The sequence below is a fragment of the Denitromonas halophila genome (assembly GCF_007625155.1).
GTDB classification, from domain to species: Bacteria; Pseudomonadota; Gammaproteobacteria; order Burkholderiales; family Rhodocyclaceae; genus Nitrogeniibacter; species Nitrogeniibacter halophilus.
The window spans coordinates 170,990-194,392 of record NZ_VMNK01000003.1 but is presented as its reverse complement, the minus strand read 5'-3'; the positions used below and the strand labels follow the sequence as shown (position 1 = coordinate 194,392).

At 67.3% G+C, this 23,403-nt stretch carries 24 protein-coding genes; 12 read left to right on the top strand and 12 right to left on the bottom strand.

Annotated elements, in window-relative coordinates; all coding sequences use genetic code 11:
• Positions 1-74 precede the first annotated feature (74 nt).
• Positions 75-920: a DMT family transporter gene (locus tag FHP91_RS02980; RefSeq protein ID WP_144308177.1), complete on the top strand. Its 846-nt coding sequence runs from the start codon at positions 75-77 to the stop codon at positions 918-920.
• On the opposite strand, the gene FHP91_RS02975 is transcribed toward FHP91_RS02980, so the two are convergent.
• The 6 genes from FHP91_RS02975 to FHP91_RS02950 all read right to left on the bottom strand — a co-directional run bounded on the left by FHP91_RS02975 (position 917) and on the right by FHP91_RS02950 (position 5,124).
• Positions 917-1,771 carry a bile acid:sodium symporter family protein gene (locus FHP91_RS02975; RefSeq protein ID WP_144308176.1) on the bottom strand — a complete coding sequence of 285 codons (855 nt, stop codon included), beginning with the start codon at positions 1,769-1,771 and terminating at the stop codon, positions 917-919. The genes FHP91_RS02980 and FHP91_RS02975 overlap by 4 nt on opposite strands.
• Before the next feature lie 16 nt (positions 1,772-1,787).
• Positions 1,788-2,702, bottom strand: a complete 915-nt coding sequence (locus FHP91_RS02970; RefSeq protein ID WP_246116201.1) for a 1,4-dihydroxy-2-naphthoate polyprenyltransferase — start codon at positions 2,700-2,702, stop codon at positions 1,788-1,790.
• Positions 2,699-3,439: a class I SAM-dependent methyltransferase gene (locus tag FHP91_RS02965; protein ID WP_144308175.1), complete on the bottom strand. Its 741-nt coding sequence runs from the start codon at positions 3,437-3,439 to the stop codon at positions 2,699-2,701. Before FHP91_RS02965 ends, FHP91_RS02970 begins: the two co-directional genes overlap by 4 nt.
• Before the next feature lie 79 nt (positions 3,440-3,518).
• Positions 3,519-4,112, bottom strand: a complete 594-nt coding sequence (locus FHP91_RS02960) for an SCO family protein (RefSeq protein WP_144308174.1) — start codon at positions 4,110-4,112, stop codon at positions 3,519-3,521.
• Complete coding sequence (locus FHP91_RS02955; protein ID WP_144308173.1) at positions 4,112-4,453, bottom strand: hypothetical protein; 342 nt, start codon at positions 4,451-4,453, stop codon at positions 4,112-4,114. Before FHP91_RS02955 ends, FHP91_RS02960 begins: the two co-directional genes overlap by 1 nt.
• A complete protein-coding gene (locus tag FHP91_RS02950; RefSeq protein WP_144308172.1) occupies positions 4,453-5,124 on the bottom strand; it encodes a c-type cytochrome in 672 nt (223 codons plus the stop codon). The genes FHP91_RS02955 and FHP91_RS02950 overlap by 1 nt, the downstream gene beginning before the upstream one ends.
• 174 nt (positions 5,125-5,298) lie before the next feature.
• Here FHP91_RS02950 and FHP91_RS02945 point away from each other — a divergent pair, with 174 nt between their 5' ends.
• Together FHP91_RS02945 and FHP91_RS02940 are read left to right on the top strand one after the other, a co-directional pair.
• Positions 5,299-5,901, top strand: a complete 603-nt coding sequence (locus FHP91_RS02945) for an FmdE family protein (RefSeq protein ID WP_144308171.1) — start codon at positions 5,299-5,301, stop codon at positions 5,899-5,901.
• A 73-nt stretch (positions 5,902-5,974) separates the two neighbouring features.
• A complete protein-coding gene (locus tag FHP91_RS02940; protein WP_186301427.1) occupies positions 5,975-6,859 on the top strand; it encodes an HDOD domain-containing protein in 885 nt (294 codons plus the stop codon).
• Positions 6,860-6,922: 63 nt separating this feature from the next.
• Here the strand turns inward: FHP91_RS02940 and FHP91_RS02935 are convergent, their stop codons facing one another.
• From FHP91_RS02935 to FHP91_RS02925, 3 genes are all read right to left on the bottom strand, one after another.
• Positions 6,923-7,675, bottom strand: a complete 753-nt coding sequence (locus FHP91_RS02935; protein ID WP_144308169.1) for a pentapeptide repeat-containing protein — start codon at positions 7,673-7,675, stop codon at positions 6,923-6,925.
• Between the two features lie 114 nt (positions 7,676-7,789).
• Entirely contained in the window at positions 7,790-8,854 is a 1,065-nt protein-coding gene (gene alr / locus FHP91_RS02930) for an alanine racemase (RefSeq protein ID WP_144308168.1), read from the bottom strand.
• Positions 8,851-10,161, bottom strand: a complete 1,311-nt coding sequence (locus tag FHP91_RS02925; RefSeq protein ID WP_144308167.1) for a D-amino acid dehydrogenase — start codon at positions 10,159-10,161, stop codon at positions 8,851-8,853. The genes alr and FHP91_RS02925 overlap by 4 nt, the downstream gene beginning before the upstream one ends.
• A 133-nt stretch (positions 10,162-10,294) precedes the next feature.
• Here FHP91_RS02925 and FHP91_RS02920 point away from each other — a divergent pair, with 133 nt between their 5' ends.
• The 8 genes from FHP91_RS02920 to FHP91_RS02885 all read left to right on the top strand — a co-directional run bounded on the left by FHP91_RS02920 (position 10,295) and on the right by FHP91_RS02885 (position 17,443).
• Complete coding sequence (locus FHP91_RS02920) at positions 10,295-10,759, top strand: winged helix-turn-helix transcriptional regulator (protein WP_144176318.1); 465 nt, start codon at positions 10,295-10,297, stop codon at positions 10,757-10,759.
• A gap of 16 nt (positions 10,760-10,775) precedes the next feature.
• On the top strand, positions 10,776-11,174 hold the full coding sequence (locus FHP91_RS02915) for a TerB family tellurite resistance protein (protein ID WP_144308166.1): 399 nt from the start codon (positions 10,776-10,778) through the stop codon (positions 11,172-11,174).
• Entirely contained in the window at positions 11,174-11,479 is a 306-nt protein-coding gene (locus FHP91_RS02910; RefSeq protein ID WP_186301426.1) for an RNA-binding protein, read from the top strand. The genes FHP91_RS02915 and FHP91_RS02910 overlap by 1 nt, the downstream gene beginning before the upstream one ends.
• Before the next feature lie 134 nt (positions 11,480-11,613).
• Complete coding sequence (locus FHP91_RS02905) at positions 11,614-13,674, top strand: TonB-dependent receptor (RefSeq protein WP_144308165.1); 2,061 nt, start codon at positions 11,614-11,616, stop codon at positions 13,672-13,674.
• A 1-nt stretch (position 13,675) separates the two neighbouring features.
• Positions 13,676-14,668 carry an ABC transporter substrate-binding protein gene (locus FHP91_RS02900; RefSeq protein ID WP_144308164.1) on the top strand — a complete coding sequence of 331 codons (993 nt, stop codon included), beginning with the start codon at positions 13,676-13,678 and terminating at the stop codon, positions 14,666-14,668.
• Positions 14,668-15,456, top strand: coding sequence for an ABC transporter permease (locus FHP91_RS02895; protein ID WP_144308625.1), 789 nt, complete (start codon positions 14,668-14,670; stop codon positions 15,454-15,456). Before FHP91_RS02900 ends, FHP91_RS02895 begins: the two co-directional genes overlap by 1 nt.
• Entirely contained in the window at positions 15,438-16,244 is an 807-nt protein-coding gene (locus FHP91_RS02890) for an ABC transporter ATP-binding protein (protein ID WP_144308163.1), read from the top strand. Before FHP91_RS02895 ends, FHP91_RS02890 begins: the two co-directional genes overlap by 19 nt.
• Positions 16,238-17,443, top strand: coding sequence for an NnrS family protein (locus FHP91_RS02885; protein ID WP_144308162.1), 1,206 nt, complete (start codon positions 16,238-16,240; stop codon positions 17,441-17,443). The genes FHP91_RS02890 and FHP91_RS02885 overlap by 7 nt, the downstream gene beginning before the upstream one ends.
• Here FHP91_RS02885 and FHP91_RS02880 read toward each other — a convergent pair.
• Positions 17,435-18,139, bottom strand: coding sequence for an SDR family oxidoreductase (locus FHP91_RS02880; protein WP_144308161.1), 705 nt, complete (start codon positions 18,137-18,139; stop codon positions 17,435-17,437). The two genes, FHP91_RS02885 and FHP91_RS02880, sit on opposite strands and share 9 nt — an antisense overlap.
• 178 nt (positions 18,140-18,317) lie before the next feature.
• Between FHP91_RS02880 and FHP91_RS02875 the strand changes: the two genes are divergently transcribed.
• Positions 18,318-19,211, top strand: a complete 894-nt coding sequence (locus FHP91_RS02875) for a LysR family transcriptional regulator (protein ID WP_144308160.1) — start codon at positions 18,318-18,320, stop codon at positions 19,209-19,211.
• Here the strand turns inward: FHP91_RS02875 and FHP91_RS02870 are convergent.
• Positions 19,139-21,103, bottom strand: coding sequence for a sensor histidine kinase (locus FHP91_RS02870; protein ID WP_144308159.1), 1,965 nt, complete (start codon positions 21,101-21,103; stop codon positions 19,139-19,141). The two genes, FHP91_RS02875 and FHP91_RS02870, sit on opposite strands and share 73 nt — an antisense overlap.
• Positions 21,103-23,349, bottom strand: a complete 2,247-nt coding sequence (locus FHP91_RS02865; protein ID WP_144308158.1) for a putative bifunctional diguanylate cyclase/phosphodiesterase — start codon at positions 23,347-23,349, stop codon at positions 21,103-21,105. Before FHP91_RS02865 ends, FHP91_RS02870 begins: the two co-directional genes overlap by 1 nt.
• Positions 23,350-23,403 lie beyond the last annotated feature (54 nt).

Below are 23,403 nucleotides of genomic sequence, written 5' to 3'. Positions count from 1 at the left end.
GCCGCCAGGCTGCATCATGTCGAAAGACTATCTTGACGCGCAAAGGTGGCGTTGCCGTGAGCCTGGAAGCCCTGATGCTAGTGATTGCCGGCGCGGTGTTGCATGCCGTGTGGAACCTGTCGGCCAAGCGGGCGGCGGGTGGGGTGGTGTTTGTCTGGGCCTTCAATATGGTCAGCGTGCTGGTCACGGCGCCGGTCGCCGCCTGGCTGTGGCTGGACTTGCCGCAGGTGCTCGGCGCGCACGCCTGGCTGGCGATTTCGACCAGCGCGGTGGTGCATATCGTCTACAACCTGGTGCTGCTGCGCGGCTATCGGGTCGGTGAGTTTTCGGTGGTGTACCCGGTGGCGCGCGGTAGCGGGCCGATGTTTGCGGTGCTCGGCGCCATGCTGTGGTTTGGCGAAAACCCGTCGCTTGTTGGCTGGCTGGGCATTGGCGCGGTGCTGGCCGGTTTGTTTCTGATCGGCGGCGTGGTGCGCACGGTGGTGGCCTCGCCCGGCTTGTTGCCCGGCATTCACTGGGGGCTGATGACCGGCGTGTGCATCGCGGGCTACACCTTGATCGACGCTTGGGCGGTCAAGGCGATTGGCGTGCCGGTGATCTTGTATTACAGCCTCGGCCTGATGGTGCGCACGGTGTTCCTGGCGCCACAGATGCTGGCCCGGCGCACGATCTTTCGTGCGGAGGTTCGGCGGAACCTGCGTCATATTCTGATGATCGGCGTGCTCTCGCCTGCTGCCTATCTGCTGGTGTTGCAGGCGATGACGATGGCGCCCTTGAGCTATGTGGCGCCGGTGCGTGAGGTGTCGATGCTGATTGGCGTGCTGATCGGGGCACGGGTTTTGCGCGAGGCGGTGAGTGCGTCGCGGCTGGCCGGCGCCGGCCTGATGGTGGCCGGCGTGGTCTTGCTCGGCCTGGCTTAGCCTGCGACCGGCTGATGTCGTGCGCGGCGGACGGCGATCACCGCAAAGGCGGTGATGTTCATCAAAAAGGCGTAGATCACCGCCGGTACCGCCAGCGCCGGGGCGGCCAGCAGGCTGACGGCGAGGGTGATGCCGAGCGCGCTGTTCTGCATGCCGCACTCCATGGAGAGTGCGACGCGGCCGGCGCTGTCGAGCCGCACCAGCGCGCCCAAGGCAGCGCCCGTGGCCATGGTGATCAGGTTGAGCAGCAAGGCGGCCGGCCCTACGCTGGGGAAGTGCTTGGCCATCGCCGGCCACTGGCTGGCGAAGGTGAACAGCACGATCAGCAGAAACAGCCCGGTGGCGACGCGGTGAATCACGACGGTGTGACGTACGCCGATGCGTTCGGTTTCGTTCAGCCACAGGCCGAGGGTGACCGGCAGCAGCGTGATCAGAAACAGGCCGCCGACGGTCTGGCCGAGGGGCAGTTGCACGGTCGCCGATTCGCCCATGAAGTGGGTCAGGCTGATGCCGACGATCAGTGGCACCGAGATGAAGGCGGCGATGCTGGTCAGTGCGGTCAGGCTGATTGACAAGGCAGTTTCGCCGCGTGCCAGATGCGTCACCATGCCGGCCGTGACGCCGCCGGGGCAGGCAGCGAGGATCATCAGCCCGACAGCGGCTTCCGGCGCCAGATTCAGGCCGGTGGCGATCAGCCAGGCGGTCAGCGGCAGCAGCAGGATCTGCGCCAGCAGGCCGAGGGCGATCGCGTCGGGGCGGGTCATCACCCGGCGGAAATCGGCCAGTTTCAGGCCCAGCCCGAGGCTGAACATGATGAAGGCGAGGCCCAGGGGCAGCAGGATCTTGATCATGGTCGGTGGGTCCGGTTTACCACAGCAGCGCGATGCTCAGCAGCGCGCCGAGCAACAGTTGGGCCTGCGCGGTGCGTGCCAGGTGGTGGTTCATCTGCGCGCCCGGTGGCTGGTGGCGGAAACGCAGCGCCAGCCACAGGCACACCGGCAGGGCCAGCCAGGCGGCGCCGACGCCGATCACGCCAAGTTGCTGGGCGAGCAACGGAAACGGCGCCAGCATGAGGACGGCGTAGAGGCCACGGGCGGGCCCGGTGCCGAGCACAGAGGCCAGGGTGCGGCGACCGGCGCGGCGGTCGGCTTCGAGGTCGCGCACGTTGTTGACCAACAGCACCGCTGCCGCGTGGCAACCCAACGCCAGGCCAAGCCACAGCGCGGACACGGTGAACCCGCTGCTTTGCAGATAGTGGCTGCCGGCGACGGCGACCAGCCCGAAAAACAGCATCACGAAGACTTCGCCCCAGGCGGTGTAGGACAGCGGCCGTGGCCCGCCGGAGTAGGCCCAGCCGGCAGCCAGCGAGGCCAGCCCGATGGCAAGGATCGGCCAGCCGCCAACCACCACCAGGTAGATGCCACCGAGCAGCGCGGCCAGAAACGTGGCCAGCGCGGCGCGGCGCACCTGGCCGGGCGTGGCGAGGCCGGAGGCGGTGACCCGCGCGGGGCCGAGTCGGGTCGGTCCGTCGTTGCCGCGCAGGGCGTCGCCGACGTCGTTGAACAGGTTGGTGCCGGCCTGGATGAGCAGGGCGCAGAGCAGGGCGACGATCAGCGGCAGCCAAACGACGCTGGCGCCTTCGTGCCAGGCCAGCGCGCTGCCGGCGACCACCGGAATGGCGGACAAGGACAGGGTGCGAGGCCGGATGGCCATCCACCACAGACCGAGCTTGAGACCGCGTCGGCCGGTGTCGGCCATGCCGGTGCCGGAGCGCAGGTTCATGCTGCGCCCTCCGTCTTGGGCTTGCGGCCGGTGTGGATGCAGGCGATGCCGAAGGACACATTGCGCCAGCGCACCTCGCCAAAGCCGGCCTCGGTCACCATCTGCGCGAAGGCGCGCTGGTCGGGGAAGCGGCGAATGGATTCGACCAGGTATTGATAGGCTTCCGGCGCCTTGGCCACCCAGGCGCCGAGGCGCGGGATGACGAGGAAAGAGTAGGCGTCGTAGAAGGGTTTGAGCCACCACTGCGGGCGCGAGAACTCGAGGCAGGCGAACTGCCCGCCCGGTGCCAGCACGCGGTGGATCTCGGCCAGTGCGGCGGCCAGGTGGGTGGTGTTGCGCAGGCCGAAGGCGACGGTGAGCGCCTGCACGCTGCCATCGGCAAAGGGCAGGCGTTCGGCTTCGCCGCCGAGCCAGCGCAGCGCCGGCGCATCGGCGCGGGCGCTGCCGGCCTGCATCATGGCCAGGCTGGGGTCGCACACCACCAGGGTGCGGCCGGGTTCGCCGGCCATCAGGCGGGCGACATCGCCGGTGCCGCCGGCCAGGTCGACGATGAGTCCGTCGCGCGGCAGATCACGCACGAAGCGACGCTTCCACAGGCGGTGGATGCCGAAGCTCATCATGTCGTTCATCAGGTCGTAGCGGCCGGCCACGGCGTTGAAGACGTGGCGGATGCGTCGCTGCCGCTCGGCAGGGGCGACGTTCTGATAGCCGAAGGTGTCGTCCAGGGGTGCGGTCATGGGCGCGGGTGTGTTTCGGTTCGGTGGCCGGGCACGGCCATTTGGCCGCGCGTTCGGGCCGATTGTAACGCGCGCCGGCTCATGGGCGCGGTGCGGGGGCCTGTTCGATGAGCTGGCGCAGGTCGTCGACGATCTGGCTGACGGGGGTGCCGAAGGCAAATTTCTTGACGAAGCTGCCGCCCGGGGCGAGGACGTACATGCCGGCTGAGTGGTCGACGGTGTAGGCGTCGGGCGCGGCATCGGGCTCGCGCACGATCTCGTAGCGCACCTTGTAGTTCTGCGCCACCTTGGCGACCAGCGCCGGCGAGCCGGAGAGGCCGATGATGCGCGGATCGAAGAAGTCGGCGTACTGCTGCAGGTTGACCGGGGTGTCGCGCACCGGGTCGACAGTGATGAACACCGGCTGCACCCGCTCGGCCAGCGGCCCGAGTTGCTTCATGACGTCGGCGACTTCGGCCAGCGTGGTGGGGCACACATCGGGGCAGAAGGTGTAGCCGAAGCTGATGAGCTGAAATTGCTCGGGAAAGGTTTCGTTGGTGACCGCGCGGCCCTTGGCGTCCATCAGCAGGTAGCGCGGGCGCAGGGGCTGGGCGTCGTCGTCCGGTGCGGCCGCGGCGGCGCCCAGGCTGGCCAGCGCCAGCAGCGCTGCGGCGAACAGGGGGCGGAGGCGCATCAGCCCTGCGACTTGAAGTGAGCCTTGAGGCGGGTGTCGATGCCATGCACGCGCTGCGACAGCTCGGTCTCGGAGGGGCAGGGCTCGCCGCTCTGGCCGAGGAAGGCCTCATTGGTGGCGGCCTCGAACACTTCGCCGTTGGCGCGGGTCTTGGGTACGGTGTGGATCATGACGACCTTGATGGCTGACATGTTGGTGGTGTGCTTGCAGGCCAGGGCCACGCCATTGGCTGCGCCCAGCTCGGTGATCAGCTCGTTGCCGACATCGGCAGCACGTGCCGGTGTGATGGCAAACAGGGCCGATAGCGCGAGCAGAATGGCGACGTGCAGAGTGGTTTTCATTACTTGTCCTCGATGTTCTGGAGGGTGGTGAAATAGGCCAGCATGTTTTGCAGCTCGGCTTCCTTGAGGCCCTTGAGCACGCCCTCGCCGGGCTTTTCTTCGTCGTGCGGGCGCTCGCCCGCTTGGAAGCTCTGCATCTGACGCATGAGGTAGCTGCTGTACTGACCGGCGAGCATGGGCACCAGCCGCTTGCCGCGGGCGTCGTCACCATGGCAGGTGGTGCAGCGGGATTCATAAAGCGTTTTGCCGGCGGCGATGTCGCCCTCGACGCGCGGGATGAGCATCACCTTTTGCATGGCGGTGAGGCGGGTCAGCGCGTCGTCGGTGTCCTTGAACTTCGGTGGCCGGGTCGGCAGCTCGATGGCGGCCAGGTAGGCGGCGATGTCGCGGATGTCCTCGTCGGGCAGTTCGCGCTCTTGCGTGTAGGGGAACATTGGCAGGTTGATGCGCTCGCGGGCGCGAAAGCTCTTGAGCGTGAACTCGATGAACTTGGCGCTCTGGCCGGCAATGCGCGGGTATTCGCCCTGTTTGCCGCCCTGGCCGTTTTCGCCATGGCAAGCCGCACAGGTGCCGTTGACTTCACGACCGTTGTCGAGATTGGGCTCGTCCGCGAACGCGAGCGCAGGCAGGCAGAGGGCGAGCAGGGCAGAGCGAAAGAGACGAGTGACCATGGCAAACCGACAAATCAGGGATGGCTGAAGTATCGCCGCCCGCGCTGCGCGACGGTTTGACGCAGCGCAAGTGAGACTGAGGTTGGCGGGCGATACCGGCCTCACAGGCGTAACATTTGGCGGCGTCCGGGGGGGCGCGTGTGAGGCTTTTTTGAAATGAAACGAGGGGGGTTCATGTCCGCAGATTTTTTTGATCAGGTCGCACCCATCCGTCTGCGCGACCCGCTGGCCGCCTTGCTGGGGGCGTTTGATGACGGCGTGTACGACATTGGTTACCGTGAGGTGGTTAAGCTGGCCGGCCATTCCTGCCCCACCGTGGCCGGCGCTTACCTCATGGCGCGCACGGGCTTGCAGGCGCTTTACGGCGATGCGCTACCGGTGCGTGGCGATGTGCGGGTGGATTTGCCCGCGTCGGTGGATGAGGGCGTGACCGGGGTGATCGCGAATGTGCTGTCCTTCATTACCGGCGCCACCGAGCGCAGTGGATTTCATGGGCTGGCGGGCCAGTTCGACCGGCGCAATCTGCTGCATTTTTCGCAGCCGGTGGCGCACGCGCTGGCGCTGACCCGGTGCGATACCGGCGAGAAAGTGTCGGTGCGCTACGACGCCAGCGGCGTGCCGGCCGACCCGGCGATGCGGCCGCTGATGTCGCGGGTGCTGTCGGGCCAGGCCTCGCCGCAGGAGACGGCGACCTTCGGTGCCTTGTGGCAGGCCCGGGTGCGCGCGATCCTGATCGATCATGGCGATGATCCGGCGGTGGTGTCAGTCGCGGCCTGAGCGCGTCAGTGCGCGCAGTTCAAGCGGGTATGAGAGGATGTCGCCCCGCAGGTGGCAGCAAGCGGCAAGGACCATGACCGAGCATTTCACCGACGATCCGAATATCGACAAAAAAGACGCGGCGCTCGCGGCTCAGCGTTTTCGCATGCTCGAAGACATTGCTCGCGAGTTGTCGGCGAAGGATGTTTCCTTCCCGACCTGTTTCGATGCCGCGCTGAAGATCCGCAACGCCCTGCGCGACCCCGATGTGCAGGTACGCAAGGTCGCGCAGATGATCGGCATGGAGCCGCTGGTGGTGGTCAAGCTGCTGCGGATGGCCAATTCGGTGGCCTACAATCCGGGCGGCCGCACCGTGACCGATGTAGACGCCGCCGTCATGCGGATTGGCCTGGAGGCGACGCGCACGCTGGCGATCTCGATCGCCATGGACCAACTGCTGCGTTCCAAGGATCTGGTCTGCTTCGGTGAGTTGCCCAAGGCCTTGTGGATGCACACCTTGCGCACGGCCGCCGCCGCGCGCGTGGTGGCAGGCCGGCTCACGCGGGTGAATCGTGAAGAGGCGATGATGGCCGGGCTGGTGCACGACCTGGGCGCGTTCTACATGCTCTACCGTGCGGCGCAATATGAAGAGATGCGCATCCGGCCGGACTCGGTCAGACACCTCATCGCCCAGTGGCACGAGAGCATCGGGGAGTCCTTGATGGGCGCGCTCGGTCTGCCAGAGCACATCATCCAGGCCACGCGTGAGCACGACCAACCGCACGCGCTTGACTACGGCGTGCGCACGCTTGAAGAGGTCGTTTACGTCGCCAACCAGTTGGCGGGCGGGATGGCTGGCTGGTTGTCCAGCGGCAAGGCGACCGCCGAGGGCTATCCGGCATTGAATGATCCCGAGCTGATTGCGCTGGCCGACGAGATCGAGGCTGAATACCAGGCGTTGATGGCCGGGTTGTCCTGAGCGCTGTTTTTCGTGCGCTCGTCCTGACCGCGCGCAGTATCTGAAAACGCGCTGGCCCGACGCTTATCGGGTGAACACGCCGATGTGCGGCCCGATCAGCAGGTCGGTGACGGTCTGCGGCAGGTTTTTGGCGTCGGTGAAGTCGCCTTGCGTGATGGTGGCGTGCGAGAAGTCGGCGTCGGTGAGGTCGGCATCGCGGAAAATAGCCGCGCGCAGCGAGGCGCCGCCGAGACGCGTGCCGTGCAGGACGGCGGACGAAAAATCGGCCGATTCGCCATCGGCGCCGGTGAAGTTGCTGCCGGACAGGTCGGCGCCGATCAGGATGGAGTCGGTGAGCACGGCGCGCAGGGCATTACAGTCGCGCAGGATGGCACCGCTCAAGTCCGCTTCGGGTATCAGCAGATCCTTGAGGAAGGCGCCGCTAAAATCGGCCTTAGGTGCCCGGGTGGCGATCAGGTTGGCGCCGAACAGGTTGGCGCGCTGAAGCTGGGCACCGGACAGGTCGGCCTTGTCGAAAATGGCATGAAACAGATCGGCGTCGGCCAGTTGCGCGCCCTTGAGCTGGGCGCCGTGAAAGTTGGCCCACTTGGCGGTGATCTTGTTGAGTCGGGTGCCGTTGAGGCGGGCGTCGGTAAAGCGCACGTTGTCGAGGTGGGCGCCGCTCAGATCCAGCCCCGACAGATCACGCCCGGTGAAATCACAGGCGGTCAGATCGTGCCCGGCGGCCGGGGTCAGGCAGTCGCCCTTGGGCAGTTCGGCCGCCATTGCCGCAGTGGCAAAAAGCGCTGGCAGGACGGCGTAAAAAGCAGATCGCATGGCAGGCTCCGGCAAGGCACCCGACCGTCACTGGACGACCGCGAGGCGTGTTGGCTCACCGAGTATAGGCGGCTGCGCGGCCGGCGGCGAGTGGCGCCGGTGCGCGCAGGGCGATCAGCCGATGTAGTCGCGCCGCACGCGTTTGATGTTGCACAGCAGCTCATACGCGATGGTGCCCGCCGCATGCGCGACGGTATTGATCGGCACGGTGTTGCCCCAGAGCTCGACCCGGCTGCCGATGCGGGCGGCCGGCAGGTCGGTGAGGTCGACGGTCATCATGTCCATGGACACGCGACCGATGACGCGGGTGAGCTGGCCGTCGACCGCCACCGGCGTGCCGGTGGGCGCCACGCGCGGATAGCCGTCGGCATAACCCATGGCGACCAGGCCGACCCGCGTGGGGGTGTCGGAGACGAAACGGCCACCGTAGCCCAGGGCTTCGCCGGGGGCGAGGTCACGGATGTTCATGATTGCGCTTTCGAGCGTCATCACGGGCTTGAGGCCGTGATCGTCACTCGGCATCGGGTCGGCGCCGTAGAGCAGGATGCCGGGGCGTGCCCAGTCACGATAGCCGGCCGGCCAGCAGAGGATGCCGCCGGAATTGCACAGACTGCGTTCGCCCGGCAGATTCGCCGTGGCGCGGTCGAAGGTGGCGATCTGATCGGCCGTGGCGGCTTCGTTGGGCTCGTCGGCGCGGGCGAAGTGGGTCATCAGCACGATCGGGCCGACCTGCGGCAGCGCGCGCAGGCGGGCGTGGGCGGCGGCGTAGTCGGCCGGCGCAATGCCGGCGCGATGCATGCCGCTGTCCATTTTCAGCCACACCGTGAGCGGGCGGATGCTGCGGTGGGCTTCGATCAGGGCGAGTTGTTCGGCGTTGTGCGCGACCATCCACAGGTCGTGCATGGTGGCGTGGGCGAGGTCGTCCGGGCCGAAGGCGCCTTCGAGCACCAGGATGGGCTGGCGGATGCCGGCGTCGCGCAGCTCCAGCGCCTCTTCGACGATGGCGACCGCGAAGGCATCGGCCTCGCTGGCCAGCGCGCGGGCACAGGTGACGGCGCCGTGGCCGTAGGCGTTGGCCTTGATGACGGCCAGTGCCCGCCCGCCGTGGCGGCTGCGCGCCAGACGGTAGTTGTGGCGCAGTGCGCTCAGGTCAATGCGGGCGATGGCAGGTCGACTCACACGGCACTCCGATGGGCGCCCTGCAGGCGAGGCGCCATGCGGGGCTGTTCTGGGCGAGTGTAGCGGTCCAGCGACAGCCCATCGGTGGAAATGTCCGGATGGCGGTCGGTGGCCAAATCGGCAACGAGCTTGCCCGATCCGCAGGCCATCGTCCAGCCCAGGGTGCCGTGACCGGTGTTGATGAACAGGTTGCCGTAGCCGGTGGTGCCAACAATCGGCGTTGAATCGGGCGTCATCGGGCGCAGACCGGTCCAGAACTCGGCGGCCGGCACATCGCCGCTGCCCGGGAACAGGTCGTTCACCACCATCTCCAGCGTTTGACGGCGGCGCGGGTTGAGCGACAGATCGAAGCCGGCCAGCTCGGCCATGCCGCCGACGCGGATGCGGTTGTCGAAGCGGGTGAGGGCGACCTTGTAGGTTTCGTCGAGCACGGTCGATACCGGTGCGGCCTCGGCGTTCGTCATCGGGATGGTCAGTGAGTAGCCCTTGACCGGATACACCGGCAGCTTGAGGCCGAGCGGGGCGAGGAGGTCGCGGCTGTAGCTGCCGAAGGCCAGCACGTAGCGGTCGGCGCGCAGCACGTCGTTGCCGACGCGCACACCGGTAATGCGATTGTTCTCGGTGAGCAGGCCGGCCACGTCCTGATCGAAGCGGAAGTCGACACCCAGCTCGGTGGCCATCTCGGCCAGGCGGCGGGTGAACAGATGGCAATCGCCGGTCTCGTCGTTGGGCAGACGCAGGCCGCCGGCAAGCTTGTCGCGGGCATGCGCCAGCGCGGGCTCGGCACCGGCGACCTGGTCGCGGTCGAGCAGCTCGAAGGGCACGCCGAAATCCATCAGCACCTCGATGTCGCGTTTGGCGGCATCGACCTGGGCCTGGGTGCGGAACAGCTGCAGCGTGCCGCGGCTGCGGCTCTCGTAGTCGATGCCGGTGTCGGCACGCAGACCGCGCAGGCAGTCGCGGCTGTATTCGGCCAGGCGCATCATGCGCGACTTGTTGACGGTGTAACGGTCGGCCGCGCAGTTGCGCAGCATGGCCATCATCCATTCGAGCTGGAAACGCGTGCCGTCCGGGCGGATGGCCAGCGGTGCATGGCGCTGAAACAGCCACTTCATGGCCTTGAGCGGGATGCCCGGCGCGGCCCACGGGGTAGAGTAGCCCGGCGAGACCTGGCCGGCGTTGGCGTAGCTGGTCTCCAGCGCGGGGCCGGGTTGGCGCTCCAGCACGGTGACGCGGGCGCCGTTGCGGGCGAGGTAATAGGCGGTGGAGGTGCCGATGACGCCGCTTCCGAGTACGATAACGTCCATGACGAGCTTCCTGGTGCGCTGATGTTGTGATTCGCTACTTTATTGCCTTGTTTGCAGTGAATTTCACTTAATATCAAGACGATTTGTTAGACAATCACTTTATTTCGGCCGTTTCTAGTCATGGAGAGGTGAAATGCGCGAGCTCGATCGTCTGGACCGGAAAATCCTCGATCTGCTTCAGAAAAACGGCCGCCTGCCGATGACTGAACTTGCCGACAAGGTGGGTTTGTCGAGTACGCCGTGTACCGAGCGGGTGCGCCGGCTCGAGCGCGATGGGGTGATTACTGGCTATCACGCCCATCTCAATCCGGTCGCACTGGGCAAGCCCTTGCTGGTGTTTGTCGAGATCAAGCTGTCCGCCAAGTCGGGCGATGTGTTCGACAAGGTCAAGCATGAGATGCTCTTCATCCCCGAGGTGATGGAGTGTCATCTGGTGTCGGGCGAGTTCGATTACCTCATCAAGGCGCGCATCAGCCAGATGGGCGAGTATCGTCGACTCTTGGGCAACATCCTGCTCAAGCTGCCGGGCGCGACCGAATCGCGCAGCTCGGTGGTGATGGAAGAGATCAAGGAAACCTTGTTTCTACCGACTGACTGATGATGGAGATGGACTGATGCCGACCTCTGGTCATGACACCCGAAACGCCATTGCCCGCCTTATTGGACTGACCCTGATGGCCGACGGCGAGCTGGCCGATGGTGAATTGGCGGCGCTTGACCGCCATGACATCCCCGGACTGGTCGGCCTGAGTCGCGATGCGCTGTTGCGCGCCGTGGCCGATCTGAGTGCCGAGCTGCTCGACGAGTCGGCGGAGGCGCGGGTTGCCGTGCTTGACCCAGCGCACATCGACGCCTTGCTCGACGCGGTGACCAACCCGCAGCAACGCCTGCTGGTCATCCGCGCTATGGTCGTCCTGGCAAAATCGGACGGGTCGATCAGCGACCCTGAACAATCCCTGTTGCGCCGCGCGCTGGAGCGCTGGCACCTGACCCTGGACGATGTGGTGGCCTGATGTATTTCATTCTTGGCGGCTTGCAAGCCGATACGACCGTTGAGCTTATCGCCGATGGCCTGCGCCCGTATTTTCATGTGACCGATGTCGTGCTCTATCGCGAAGGCGATGCCGACCATCCGATGGCCAAGGTGGCGGTCAGTGACAGCTATGTACATGTGTGGGAAACCGCCAACCGGCTGCGCGGCATCTATCATCGTGGGCGGGCGCTGGCTTTCCATATTCCGGCGCACCAGCACTTCGATCACTTGTTCGACGCCACCGAATCGCCGGACGATCCGCGCGAGGCCATCCACCTCGATTGAATCACGCCATGACGGCAGTCCCGGAAATTGATGATCATCAATTGCGAATGATTCTCGTTTGTATAAACTGAGAATCATCAAATCCCCGGGTCAGCCAGCCGAACGCCAGCCAGCCCACTCACTTGGAGTGGAGCATGCTTTTCCAACTGCGTCCCTTGGCGCTGGCTATCCTGTGTTTGCCGGCGACCGCTACGCTGGCCAATGCCGACGCCGAACTCGGCACCGTTAACGTCACCGCCCGCGGCACCCGGGCCGACACCCTCGACACCCCGCAGGCCGTCACTGTGGTCGCCCCCGAAGCGGCCGATGCCGGCGCGCCGGCCGGTGCACTGTTCCGCGGTCAGCCCGGCCTGGCGGTACAGACCGACGGCGCCTGGGGTCAGAACCCGGTTATCCGTGGCCTGAAAAAAGAGAGTGTGGTGGTGCTGGTCGACGGCGTGCGCCTCAACTCGGCCCAGCCCTATGGCTCGATCGCCTCTCTGCTCGACGTCGGCCTGCTCGAACGCGCCGAGGTGGTCAAGGGGCCGAGTTCGGTGCTGTATGGCAGCGGCGCGCTGGGCGGCACGGTGAATTTCATCACCGCGCCTACCCGTTTTACCGATACCCCCACCCACGGCGGCCAGTTCTCGCTCGGTGCTTCGAGCGCCGATTCGGGCGTCTCTGGCGCCGCGCTCTACCGCTTCGGCAGCCCGGACCATGCGCTGGTGGTCGGTGTCGCGGCCAAGGAGGTCGACGACTATGACAGCCCGTCCGGCACGGTCGATCGCACCGGCTACTCGACCGACGACCTGCTGTTCAAGTACGCCTTCCGCGTCTCCTCCGCCACCGAACTGCATCTCAACCTGCAGCGCCACCGCGACCACGACGTGTGGTACCCCGGCTCGGCGCGCACCGGCGGCCAGCCGGGCGGGGCGGGTATTCCGGCGCCGTTGGGCACGGTCACCATCCACTCGCCCGAGCAGCACCGCGAGCTGATCGAAGGCGGCATCAAGACCGCGCTGGGTAGCGGCACCTTGATGGCCGAGGTCTACCGGCAAGAGGTGTTCCGCCAGATCCGCGCCTGGTCCGATACTATCCAGCGCAACTATGTGCGCAACGATGTTACCTTCGTCACCCACGGCGCGCGCGGCCGCTACCTGCTCCCGATCGGCGACGACCACCTGCTCACCATCGGCGCCGACACCTGGCAGATGACCGGCGACCCCGCCCGCTACATGGACAACAACGCGCCGCTGTTCAACAACAATGTGCGCAACGACCCCTTCAGCGACGGCGAGATCACCTCGACCGGCCTGTTTGTGCAGGACGAGATGCGCTTCGGCGCCACCCAACTTGTCGCCGGCTTGCGCTTTGACCAGGTGCAGGGCGATGCCGCGAAAAAAGGCGCGGCCACCACCAGCCTCGACAAGACCGACAACACCGTGTCGTGGACCCTCGGCGCCATTCGCGCCGTGTCGCCGCTGCTCAATCCCTACATCAACATCGGCAGCGCCTACCGTGCTGCCGACATGCGCGAGCGCTTCGAGGACGCGGCCCGGGGCGATGGCTACTACCACGTCGGCAACCCGCAGCTCGACCCCGAGCGCTCGACCAGTATCGAGATCGGTATCAAGGGCCGCAACGCGTCGCTCGACTACAACCTGGCGCTCTTCCACACCCGCATCGATGACTACATCGCTGGCCGGGTCACCGGCACCAACGCGCCCAATGGCCTGCCGGTCAAGCTCACCGAGAACCTCGACCAGGTGGTGATCTATGGCGCCGAAGGCAGCCTGAGCGTGCCGGTGGGAAGTTATGTGGCCGATGCCGGCTTCACCTGGCTGCGTGGCGATAACAAGCAGGACGACGAGCCGCTGGCCGAGATGCCGCCGCCCGAAGTGCGCATCGGCGTCGGCCAGCCGGCCGGGCAGGGCTTCTACTGGCGCGGGCAGGTGCGTGCCGTGGCCCGGCAGGACCGCGTGGCGACGATCTTTACCAATGGCGGCGAGAATGAAACCGCCGGCTTCGTCACCACCGACGCCGCCTTCGGCTGGCGCTTCGGCAAGCTCGGCAGCCTGAACAGCGCCGATCTCGGCGTGAAGCTGAGCAACCTGTTCGACCGCGAGTACCACGAGCACACCACGCTCGGCCTGTCGGGGCAGGAGATCGCCGCCACCGGGCGCAACATCACCCTCACCCTGACCGGGCGTTTCTGAGATGGCACGGCGACTGTGGTGGGCGGTGTGCCTCAGCGTGCTGCTGGTCAGCGCACCGGCGCAGGCGGCGGACAAGCTGGCGCGGCTGGTGCTCGCCGGCCCGCCGGCGGCGGTGTCCTTCCCGCTGGTGCGCATGATCGAATCCGGCGCGCTGGCCGACGTGGCCGAGACGGTCGAGTTCGTGCTGTGGCGCGACCCCGACCAGCTGCGCGTGTTGGCGCTGAACGGCAAGGCTGACGTGCTCGCCATGCCCACCAACGTCGCCGCCAATCTCTACAACAAGGGGGTTCCGCTGCAGCTGCTCAATGTGTCCACCTGGGGCATGCTGTGGCTGGTCAGCCGCGACCCGGCGGTGCGCACGCTGGCCGACCTCAAGGGCAAGGAGGTTGCCATTCCCTTCCGCGCCGACATGCCGGACATCGTCTTCAGCGTGCTCGCCGAGGCGCAGGGCATCGCCCCCAAGCGCGACTTCCACCTGCGCTACGTGGCCTCGCCGCTCGATGCCATGCAGCTGCTGATCATGCGCCGCATCGACCATGCCTTGCTGGCCGAGCCGGCGGTGTCGATGGCGCTGCGCAAGACGCAGTCCTTCCCGATCAGCGTGATCGCGCCGGAGCTGCATCGCGGCGTGGATCTGCAAGTCGAGTGGGGCAAAACCTTCCAGCGCGAGGCGCGCATGCCGCAGGCCGGTATCGTGGCGATGGGCGCGGCCCTCAAAGACCCCGCGCTCGCCGCGCGCGTGGCCGAGGCCTACGCCGACGCCCTGGTGTGGTGCGGCGACCATGCCACCGAATGCGGCCAGGCCGTGGCCCGCCATGTGCCCCAGCTCATGCCCGAGGCGGTGGCCGACTCGCTCGCCCACAGCCGCCTTGAGGCCGTGTCGGCGCAAGCGGCGCGTGCCGAATTGCAGTTTTTCTTCGACCGCCTGATGGCCAAGGACCCCGCGCTGATCGGCGGCCGGTTGCCCGACGACGGCTTCTTCGCCGCGCCATGATCGGCATCCTGCGCCAATGGCTGGCCGGTCTGCCCGCCTACCTGTGGGGCGGCTGGGGCGCCATCGCCAGCCTCTTGCTGTTGCTGGCGGGCTGGGAGTTTGCCAGCCAGTGGCTGGACCCGCTGGCGCTGCCCGACCCGCGCACGGTGCTGGCCACCTTGCACGGCCTGCTCACCGACGGCAATGCGTGGTCCGAGCTGGGCATCACCGGCCGGCGCGCGCTCACCGGCTTTGCCTTGTCGCTGGGCATCGGCAGCGCGCTGGGCATGCTCGCCGGGCTGTCGATGACCGCCTCGATGATGGCGCGGCCGTGGGTCACCGTGCTGGTCGGCACGCCGCCCATCGGCTGGCTGGTGCTGGCCATGCTGTGGTTTGGCGCCAGCGACGGCACGCCGGTGTTCACCGTGTTTGTCGCCTGTTTTCCGCCCATCTTCATCGGCGCCATGCAGGGCGTGCGTACGCTGGACGGCCAGCTGCGCGAGATGGCGCAGGCCTTCGCGCTGCCGCCGCTGCAGCGCCTGTTCGACCTCTATCTGCCACATGTGCTGTCCTACCTGTTTCCGGCCTGGATCACCGCCCTGGGCGTGTCCTGGAAGGTGGTGGTGATGGCCGAGCTGCTGGCCACCGCCGATGGTGTGGGTGCGGCGCTGGCGGTGACCCGCTCGCAGCTCGACACCGCCGGCACGCTGGCCTGGATCGTGGCCGTGGTCGGCGCACTGCTGGCGGTGGAGTACCTGTTGCTGGAGCCCGTCAAACGCGAGGTGGAACGATGGCGCACATTGGCGTGACCGCGCCCGCGCTGGAGCTGGCCGGCGTCGGCCACGCCTACCGGGCGCGCACGGTGTTGTCGGGCATCGACCTGCACCTGCCGGCCGGGCGCATCCACGCGCTGGTTGGCCCCTCGGGCTGTGGCAAGACCACCCTGCTGCATCTGGTCGCCGGCCTGCTGCCGCTGCAAGACGGCGCCATTCGCAACGGCTTCGCGCGCAGCGCTTGCATGTTCCAGCAGCCGCGCCTGCTGCCGTGGAAGAGCGCGCTCGACAACATCGCCCTCGGCCTCAAGGCGCGTGGCGTGCCGCGTGCCGCGCGCCATGCGCAGGCGCGCGATCAGGCGCGGCGCTTCGGGCTGGACGACACCGCGCTGGCGCAGTATCCGCAGCAGCTCTCCGGCGGGATGCAAAGCCGCGTCGCGCTGGCCCGTGCGCTGGTGCTGGCGCCCGATCTGCTGCTGCTCGACGAAGCCTTCTCGGCGCTCGATGTCGGCCTCAAGGCCGAGCTGTACCGCCAGTTGCTGGCCGAGCAGGCGCGACGGCCGATGGCGGTGCTGATGATCACCCACGACTTGATGGAAGCCGTGCGCCTCGCCCACGCGGTGTGGGTGATGGCGCCCGAGCCCGGGCGCATCGCCACGGGCTTTCGCTTCGACGATGCGCCCGCGCAGCGCACCGACGCGCAGGTCTATGCCCGTACCGCCGGCCTGCTCGACGACGCCACGGTGCGCGCCTGCTTCGGTCTTGATGCGCCCGCGCCGGCGGCGCCGCTTGCCCTGGCGGCCGTCGGGGGGCTGCGATGCTGAACCGCCTGCTCGCCGCGCCGCTGATGCTGTGCGCCTTCCGGCCACTGTTTTTGCTGGCGGCCGGCGCGGCCGTGCTCGGCATGGCTGCATGGCTCGGCTTCTTACTCCTCGGCTGGCCGCTGCCCGGGGTGCCGGGCGGGCCGGTGGTGTGGCATGCGCACGAGTTGCTCTTCGGTTTTACCTTTGCGGCGATTGCCGGCTTTGTGCTCACCGCCGTGCCGGAGTTCGTCGACGGCCCGGCGGCGCCGCGTCCGGCGGTGCTCGCGCTGGTGTTGCTGTGGCTGGGCGGGCGGGTGGCCTGGTCGGCCAGCGGGGTGATCGGGCCGTGGCCGGCGGCGGTGCTGAACGTGGCGCCGGTGCTGGTGGTGATCGCGCTGGTGGCGCCCCTGCTGTGGCGTGATCCGGCGCGCCGGCATCTGAGCATCCTGTGGGCGCTGCTCGCCTGGCTGGCGGTGACGGCCGGCTTCTACACCGACGTGCTGCGCGGCGAGCCGCCCATGCGCAGCCTGCATGCGGCCATCGGCGTGGTGATGGTGCTGGTGGTGATCGTCATGAGCCGCATCTCGATGCGCGTGGTCAACTCCGCGCTCGACACACTCGGCGAAACCGCCGTCAGCTACCTCGCCCGGCCGCCGCGCCGCCATCTGGCGGTGGCCTGCATCGTCCTGTTCACCCTGGCCGACGTGCTCGCCCCTGGTGCCCCCGTGGCCGGCTGGCTGGCGCTGGCCGCGGCGGCGGCGCTGTTCAATCTGCAGGGCGACTGGCATCTGGGCCGCGTACTGCTGCGCCGCTGGGTGCTCATGCTCTATGCGGTGTATGTGGCGATGGCGCTGGGCTACGCGCTGATCGGTGTGGCCGTGCTGACCGACCTCGGCAGCGTCAGCGGCGGGCGGCATCTGCTCGCTATCGGCGCGCTGGGGCTGAGCATTTTCGTGGTGATGAACATCGCTGGGCGCATTCACACTGGGCGCGAGCTGGATACCCGGCGCTGGATTCCGATCGCCGCCGGGGTCTTGCTGCTCGCGGCCGTGGCGCGCGCCGCTTGGTCGTGGTGGCCGGCGGACGGGACCTTGTTGTGGCTCGCGGGCGGCGGCTGGGGGCTCGCCTTCGGCGCGTTCATTGCGCACTACCTGCCGCTCTATTGGCGGCCGCGCCCGGATGGCGGGCTCGGTTGCGAAGGTGTGATGGACTCAGACTGAGCGGGTGATGCCGCCATCGACCCGCAAGTTCTGCCCGGTGATGTAGCTCGCGTCGTCGCCGGCGAGGAAGACGATGGCCTTCGATACCTCCTCCACCCGCCCGTAGCGCCCCATCGGGATGCGCGCACGGCGGTCGTCCTTCTCCGGCAGGCTGTCGATGAAGCCGGGCAGCACGTTGTTCATGCGGATCTTGTCCTTGGCGTACTGGTCGGCAAACAGCTTGGTGAAAGCCGCCAGCCCGGCGCGGAAGACGCCCGAGGTGGGGAAGCTCGCTTCGGGTTCGAAGGTGGCGTAGGTCGAGATGTTGACGATGCTGCCGCCGCCCTGCGCCTGCATGATCGGCGTCACCAGCCGCGCGATGCGCACCACGTTGAGCAGATAGGTGTTCATGCCCGCCAGCCAGTCGGCGTCGGTCATGGCCAGGATGTCGCCCTTCGGGCCGTGGCCGGCACTGTTGACCACCGCGTCGATCCGGCCCCACTTGGCCATTGCCGCATCGACCAGCGCCTGCAGGTCGGCCGGCGACTGGTTCGAGCCGGTCAGCCCGATCCCGCCGAGCGCCGCGCCGAGCGCTTCGCCCTTGCCGGACGAGGACAGCACCGCCACCGCGTAGCCGGCTTCGGCCATGGCCCGCGCCGCGTCGGCGCCCATGCCGCTGCCACCGCCAATGATGAGGGCGACTTTCTGTTCGTTCATGTTGCGCTCCAAAAAGGGGGTTTCGCCATTCTAGGCGTGCCGGCATGCTGGCGCCGGTCCTGCGCGGCGAGGTGGCCCGGTCGGTGGCGGTGAAATCGTCATGGCATAGGGTGGCGATCTGGTGTGTACTGCGGTTGTGCGGTGCTGGCCGCACGCAACGATCACCCCAGGGTCTGCCATGGAGCTTTACCACCTCAAAACCTTCGTCACCGTGGCGGAGGAACGCCATCTGACACGCGCTGCCGAGCGCCTGTGCGTCAGCCAGCCGGCGATCAGCGCGCATATCAAGGCGCTCGAAGAAGAGCTCGGGCTGGCGCTGTTCGAGCGCACGCCCAAGGGCATGCTGCCGACCGCCGCCGGCGAGGCCTTGCTCGCACGTGCCCGGCACGCACTCGCGGCTGTCGGTGATGTCGGGCTGCACGCGCAGGAGTTGCGCGGCGAAGTGATTGGCACCGTGCGTATCGGGCTCAATACTGACGCCGGTTTTCTGCGACTGGTCGAGTTGCAAAGCCTGCTCAAGACGCGTCACCCGCGGCTCGAACTCGAATTCCTCGGCGGCACCACCGGCGCCAATCTGCCCAAGCTGAAGAGCGGCCGGCTCGACGCCAGCTTTGTCAGCGGCACGCTCGATGACAGCCTGTTCGACAGCCAGGTGCTGCGCGAAGAAGACATGGCGATCGCCGCACCCGTCGCCCTGCGCGAGGCCATCGGTGCGGCCGACATCGCCACGCTCGCCCGCCAGCCGTGGATCCACTCCTCACCCGATCGGGTGCAGCACAGCGTGATGCAGGCCATGTTCGAGCCCCACGCCCTGTGGCCAGAACGCAGCATGCTCGCCAACCAGAAAGACGCCGTATTGGCCATGGTTGCCGCTGGCGTGGGGCTGGCGATTACCCGGTTGCAAGACATCGAACGCGCCGCTCAAACGGGCAAGATCTACGCCGTCCCGCTGCCGCTGGAACCGACGCCGACCGTCTCGTTGCGTTTTGCCTGTTTGCGTCAGCGGGCGGGTGAGCCGGTGTTGCGCGCGGTGCGCTCGGCCGTGTTCGCGGTGTGGGGCGTGCTCGCCTGACCCACGGTTGGCTTGTCGGGGGCCGACATCGGGATTTTCAGCCGGAACTCGCAACCCTGGTCCGTCGCGGCACTGGCCAGCGTCAGCGTGCCGCCGAGCACCGCAGTGGCCATATGCTGGCAGAGGTGCAGCCCCAGGCCTGTGCCGCCCTGGTGGCGTCGCGTGGTAAAGAAGGGGTCCCAGATACGTTCCCGCGCTTCGACGGGAATGCCGTGGCCGTCGTCGATCACTGACAGCGTTACCTGATCTTCCTTGGGGCGGGCGACGATGCGGATATGACCTACACGACCATCGGTGTAGCCATGCCGCACGGCGTTGCTGATCAGGTTCTGGACGATCTGCCCGAGCGGGCCGGGATAGCTGTCGAGCGTCAGCCCCGGCGGGATGTCGAGCTCGACCTGGTGGCGAGTGTGCTTAAGATCGTTCTGCATCAGTGCCAGGACGTCGCTGACGGTGTCGGCCAGATCGAAGCTGTGGCGGGTGGCGGTAGCACGGTCGGCCGCGACCGCCTTGAATTGATGGATCAACCGGGCGGCGCGTTGCAGATTGTCGCGCAGCAGCGCCAGCCCGGCGGCGTGGGCTTCGGTGAAGCGCGTCATGTCGGATCGGCGAAGCCCTTCGGCAAAGGCTTTTTCGAGTGTGGCGAGTTGCTCCTTCAGGCTGCCGCTGGCGAGCATGGCCGAGCCGAGCGGGGTGCTCAGCTCGTGCGCGACGCCGGCGACCATCAAGCCGAGCGAGGCGAGTTTGGCGCTGCGGATGAGGTCGTCCTGGGATTGTTCGAGCTGAGCCAGCGATTGGGCCAATGCCTGGTTGCTGCGGGCAAGCGCGTCGCCAGTGCGCTGCTGGCGCAGGCGGCTGATGGCCAGGGCGAGGGAGAGGCCGGTGAGCGCCAGCAAGGCGGTACCGGCCAGCGCGAGGTGAGCGACGAGCTGCTTGTGGCGCACCTGGGCCAGGGTCTCGGGTGGAATCTGGCTGAGGACGTACCAGATGGGCGCGTGCAGTTGTGCCGAGGTGCCGGCCGGGGCGACGCGGCGGAAGGTCCACAGTCCGGAGTCGAGGCGGATTTGACCGGTATCGCGCGGGCTTGCGCGAATGTGCGCCCACAGCGCGGGATGTCGAACGCCGAGTCGTCTATCGTGCTGGCCGGTGACGAAGCCGAAAGCGTCGGCCGGGTCGGGGGCGTGCAGCCAGTAGCCGTCGGCGTTGATCAGCGCGGCATCGGTTCGACTATGGTCGGTGAAGGCGGCGAGTAGCGGGGCCGCGTCGTAGTTCAGAACCACGATGCCCAGGGGGGTGCCGTCTGCCTGTACGACACGCATGGCGATGCGCAGCACCGGCTCAAGGGGCAGCACCACGCGTTCGAACTCGATGTTGGCGTCGAGCGGCGACAGATAGACCTGTCCGTCAGGCAGCGCTTGAGTTTTGGTGCAATAGGGGCGTCGCGACTTGTCCTGGAGATCTTTGTCGGGAACCTGGGTGGGGCGCCCGTCGGCCGCTCGCTCGATCCGAAGGCGCTCGCGGCAGGCCGGGTCGAGCAGGCGGACCTGGGCATAGTCGAGGTGGGCGTCAAGCAGATTGCCGAAGAAACGCCCGAGGCGTTCGCTGGCAATGGGGGCGGGCAAGTGATCATGAGCGCTGCGCGTGACATGCTCGACCAGGCGGATGTCGTTGGTCAGGCGGATCAGGGCGTTGGTGAGGGTTGCCGTGCGTCCGCCGACATAGTCGGACTGTGCCACCGCAAGCTGGGTCAGGTCGTTCTGCAGCCGGCTCTGGTAGAGCAAGGTGGTGAGCGTGGGCACCAGAATCCACCAGGGCAGCACGTAGGGCAGCACGATCCAGAATGGTCGCAGCCGTGCACACAGTCCCGTGCTGCGGATGGGGCGGGCGGGCATCAGCGCGGGCTCTGCTGCCGGCAGAAGTCGATGAAATCCGGCAAGGCCAGGGGCCGCGAAAACAGCCAGCCCTGGCCAGTCTGGCAGCCATTGTCACGCAGCCAGTCGGCCTGGCCGCGGGTTTCGACGCCTTCGGCAATCAGGCCGACGCCAAGGCTGCGACCCAGCTTGATGATCATCCGGGCGATCTGGCGGCTGCGTTCGTCCTGTTCGAGGTGGCGGACGAAACTCAGATCGATCTTGAGATGATCGGCCGGCAGGTCGCGCAGGTATTCGAGCGAGGACAAGCCAGTGCCGAAATCGTCAATCGCGACAAGGCCGCCCGCGGCGCGGTAGCTGCGCAGCGCCTGGGCCACCTGACCGAAATTGGTCATGGCTGCGGTTTCGGTGATCTCGAGGCCGAGCCGGTGCAGATCGACCCCGGCCTCGGTGCAGCGGGCGGCCACCCGCTCGGCCAGCCCGGGGGTGTCGAACTGGCGCCCGGACACATTCACGCTCAGTGTTATTTCGTGAAGCCCGGCGGCATTGAGCGCCTTGAGTGCTGTGCAGGCCTGGCGTACCACCTGGTCGCCGATGGCGTGAATGTAGGCGGATTTCTCGGCGATGGGGATGAACTCGCCGGGCGGGATCAGGCCCGTGTCGGTGCGCCAGCGCAGCAGGGCTTCGGCGCCGACGATGTGACCGGTGCTCAGACAGAGTTGGGGCTGGAAGACCAGGAATAGGGCATCGCGCTGCAGGTCCTGGCCCAGGCGCGACATCAGCGCAAAGCGCTCGCCAGCGCGGCGTTCGATGTCCGGATCGTAGGCCACGCTGTTGCCGGGGCCGCGCTGTTTGGCGGCGCGCAGGCTGGTCCAGGCGGCGCGCAACAACTCAGCGGCGCTGCCCGGGACGGCGTCGAGGCGGATGTGGGTGGCGCAGGCGGTCAGGTGGTAGTAGTCGTTGTCTACGCGCAGCGGCGAGGCGAAGATGGCCATCGCACGTGGGTGGTCGACCTGCTCGACCGGGCCGATGACCGCAAACAGGTCGGCGGTGATGCGGGCGATCAGGGCCGGCGGCGGGAAGGCCTGGCGCAGCGGCTCGACCAGCGCGCCGAGGATGCGGTTGCCCAACACCACACCGAAGGCATCATTGAGGCCCGAGAAGTTGTCCAGGTCGATCAAGAGCATGCGGTGCTGGCCGCTCGCGGTGCCGATGCGCAGGCGTTCGATCTCGCGCAGCAGCGCGGCGCGGTTCGGAATACGCAGCAATTCGTCCTCATAGGCCATGCGGTCGAGGCGGCTGATCAAGGCTACATTGCCGAAACCTTTCGAAGCATTGGCCGCGAACACACCGAGCAGTTCGTGTTCGGCGGCCGCCAGTGGCCGGCCGGTCGCCAGGTAGACGGCATAGTCGGCCATGGCATGCTGACGCGGGAAATACAGCACCTGAAAATCGTCCCGTGCGATGGGGTGGCGTCCGGCCAGGGCGGCGGTAATGCTGTCGGCGATACTGCGGTCCGGCAGGGCCATGAGCGAGCCCTTCAGATAGACCTCGAATTGACCCGCGGCGCCGATGATCACTGGTTCAGCCGCCGGTGTCGCCTCGGCGCCGTTGAGACCTTCGACGCAGACGATGCCCTCGGCGGGCACCTTGAGCAGGTCGGCCAGTTCGACCAGCACCGCGCTGGCGATCTGCTCGATGGTACGTGCGGCGGTGAGCCGGTTGCTGGCTTCGAGAATCAGCTGCAGGCCTTTGCGTGCTGAGGATATTGCGCTGAGTTGGCTGTAGCCGCGGATGGCCGCGGTGAGCACGTTCTTGAGGCCGCGGCTGGCCAGGTCGGACTTGAGGCAGTAGTCGGACAGGTCGTAGGTTTCCATCACCTCGTCGACCGGCGCGAAGCCCGGTTGGCCGGTGAGCAGCACGATGCGCGGCTCGTGCAGGCCGAGCATCTCGCGTACGCCCTTGACCAGGCGCAGCCCGGCGTCCTCGGTCTCCATCACCACATCGGCGAGGATCACCGCGAAATCGCGATCCTTGGCGAGCAGGTGTGCTGCCTCGGACAGGCTGTAGGCCTGTTGCAACTCCAGCGATCGGCCGAGGATGTGGAAGTTGCGCAGGGCATGGGCCAGCGCTTGCTGGAAACCCAGGTCGTCGTCGACGGACAGGACGCGCCAGACGGGGGACGACGAGGTCGCGGGGGCGTCGTTTTCATCGCGAAAGCCGATCAGTGCGTCGGTCTCGCGAGGGTTGTGTGGCGTGTTAGCCATGAGGTGTCCAGGTGGTATGGCGTCGTACTAACGATACCCTGATCGTATGTCATT